The 3,458-nt window shown below is 64.3% G+C and carries 1 protein-coding gene; it reads left to right on the forward strand.

The genetic code is table 11. The features are described from left to right. Positions 1-83: 83 nt before the first annotated feature. Positions 84-3,458, forward strand: a 3,375-nt coding sequence (locus tag BM131_RS20710; RefSeq protein ID WP_139222740.1) for a calcium-binding protein, incomplete at its 3' end; no start/stop codon positions are given.

Raw genomic sequence — 3,458 nt, forward strand, 5'->3', positions numbered from 1 at the left:
CCCGCCCAGATTGCGCCGCTTCGCAACCACCCCGCCCCTGCACATCTGCCCCCAAGACGCACACAGACGGCAAGGGGCAGATCATGGGCGAGTTGACACGGGTGACAAGCGCAGTGCGCACGCAGGCAGCGGATGTCTCTCATATCAGCGATCTGGCCATCGTGGACGGCCAGCTTTACGCCACATCCCGCTATGACGGTACGCTGGAAAGCTGGACCATCAGCGGCAATGGCCTGTCCCTGCGCGACACCCAAGATCACGAAGGCAGCCTGCGCCCCGGCGATATCGGCTGGATCACCGCGCTGGACTTGAACGGCGGCACGCAACTGCTGACGGGGGGTGGCACATCCGGTGGGCTGGTGCTGCGCGATCCGGCCAACACGGGCACCCTGCCCGGCGGCACCGACCTGCCCGATACGATGAACATCTACGGCACCGTGCAGCACACCAGCACCGTCACGCTCAGCAACGGCCATCACGTTGTCTATGGCGGGCTGGCCGGCCAAGACGGGCTGGCGCAGATCATCTTGGACAACGCGGGCAATGTCGTCTTCAAGCGGCTGTTTTCTGACTTTGGCAACACCTATGCCGCCACGATCACCGGCACGGCCACCGCCACGGCGGGCGGCACCACCTATCTTTACACCGCTTCTGCATCCGAAAACGGCGTCAGCGCTTGGTCCATCGCCAATAACGGCAGCCTGCGCCACGTCGCGGGCATGGGCAATGACGACGGGCTTTGGGTGTCCAACCCGACCGCCTTGGTCAGCGCCACCACCGGCGGGCGCAGCTTTCTGGTCCTGGCCAGCGCCGGCACCGACAGCCTGTCGGTCCTGCGCGTGGAATCTGACGGCTCCCTCACCATCGTCGATCACCTCCTCGATACCCGCGACACCCGCTTTGGCGATGTGACAGCGCTCGAGGTCGTCAGCCACGAAGGCGCCGTCTATGTCATCGCAGGCGGCGGCGATGACGGTATCACCGTGCTGCAGATGCTGCCCGACGGCCAGCTGGTGACCCGCGCCACCCTTGCCGACACAACCGATATGACCCTCGACAACGTCTCGGCCATCGTCGCCCGCGGCAATGGCGACAGCCTTGATATCTTCGTGACCTCCGCATCAGAGGACGGCATCACCCGCCTGCGCTATGACATCGGCGCGCCTGGGCAAACGCTGATTGCCGCTGCCAGTGGTGACACGCTGGTCGGCGGGACCGGCGGTGATATCGTTATCGGCGGAATTGGAAACGATCGCCTGACGGGCGGACAGGGCGACGACATTATCCGCGACGGCGGCGGTATTGATGTGATGACCGGTGGTGCCGGGGCCGACATCTTTGTGCTGGCGTCGGACGGGGATCGCGACACGATCATGGATTTCGAGGTCGGGGTTGACCACATTGATCTGTCCGCTTGGCCAATGCTGCGATCCCGTGATCAGCTGACTATGGCCATGACGGCCACCGGCTTTACCATCACCTATGGCGACGAAGTGTTGGTCGTTCATTCCAGCACCGGCACCACGATTGATCACCGCACTTTGACAACTGACGATCTGATGGGCGGCGCACGCATTCCGCAAGTCATCCTGCCGGGCTTTGCGGGTCCCGTCTGGGGCACCCCCGCCCTGCCCACGCGGACTGACACCGGGGCCGGCCCCACGACCGGTACGGCAAGCGTGCCGAATACCGGTGCCACCGTTGAAGGTGCCCCTAGCTTGGCTGGCACTGTGCAGATCGGCGGGCTCAACTTTTTGCGGCATCAATTGCAGCCCGCGACCGGACGGGTCGCGTTTGGATCTATGACCCGTGACGGGATGCGCGGCACAGATGGTAATGACAAACTGTTCGGCCGCGCCGGGGACGACCGGATCGACGGCTTTGGCGGCAGCGATCAGCTGCTGGGCGGCGGCGGCAATGACGTCATGGTCGGCCACGCAGGCGACGACCGCCTTGACGGCGAAGACGGCAATGACGTGCTCGTCGGCGGCTCTGGCCAGGATGTGCTGATCGGGCGCGCGGGCAACGATACGCTCAATGGTTTTACTGGCGACGACGTGCTGGTGGGCGGAAGCGGCAATGACCTGCTGCTTGGTCACCTTGGCAACGACCGCCTGATCGGCACCGATGGCTTCAACAAACTCTTCGGCCAACCCGGCGATGATCTGCTCTATGGCGGAGGCCTCGGCGACCAACTGTTCGGCGGCGGCGGCAATGACGTACTGGTCGGGCGCGGCGGAAATGACCGGATGGAAGGCGGCGACGGCGATGACCGCCTGTTCGGCAACAACGGCAACGATGTGATGCTGGGCGGCGCAGGCCGCGACATCATGGAAGGCGGCGCAGGTGCGAATGTGCTACTGGGCGGCAGCGGAAACGACAGCCTGATCGGCGGCAACGGCCGCGACGTTATGTTCGGCGGCGCAGGCGATGACCGCATGGCAGGCGGCGGCGATGTTGATACGCTCACAGGCGATCAGGGCAACGACTGGATGTCTGGCGGCGATAGCAACGATACGCTGTTTGGCGGCGCAGGACGTGATGTGCTGACCGGCGATAACGGCCACGACCGCCTTGACGGCGGATACGACGCGGACCGCCTTTATGGCGGCGCGGGACAAGACATACTGATAGGTGACCTTGGCAACGACCTGCTGGACGGCGGCGATCACAACGACCGTATCTTTGGCGGTGCGGGCACGGATGTGCTGTATGGCGGTGCCGGCGCTGACCTGCTGGACGGCGGCAACGACGCCGACACCCTCCGCGGCGGCAACGACAACGACCTGCTTTACGGCGGGGCGGGCCGCGACCGGCTGGACGGCGAAAACGGCAATGACCAGATATTCGGCGGCTCCGACCTCGATGTGCTGACGGGGGGCAATGGCAACGATCGCTTGGACGGTGGCTGGGCCAACGACGTCCTGTTCGGCGGAGGCGGCCACGATGTGTTGCTGGGCGGCAGCGGTCACGACACGCTGGACGGCGGCTGGGGCAATGACTTTTTGTCCGGCCAAGACAACAATGACACCCTGACCGGATTTTACGGCACGGACACGCTGTATGGCGGCAATGGCAACGATCAACTGTTCGGCGGTTGGGACGCCGACCTGCTATCAGGCGGCGGTGGCCACGACCAACTGGATGGCGGGGCCGGGCAGGACAGCCTGTTTGGCGGCTATAATAACGACACCCTGACGGGCGGCTATGACGGCGACTGGCTTTATGGCGGCGGCGGCAACGATACCTTGGACGGACAGCGCGGCAACGACATCCTTGCAGGTGGGCTTGGCCAAGACACCTTTATCTTCACCACCGGCGCTGACCGCATCCTTGACTTCAACACGGCAGAGGACCGCGTGAACCTTGAATCTGATCTGTGGGACGGCAACTTGATCCCCGGCGACGTCCTGTTCCTGCATGGGACCATCATTGGCGGCAATACCGTGCTTGATTTC

This window comes from Loktanella salsilacus (assembly GCF_900114485.1).
Lineage (GTDB): Bacteria > Pseudomonadota > Alphaproteobacteria > Rhodobacterales > Rhodobacteraceae > Loktanella > Loktanella salsilacus.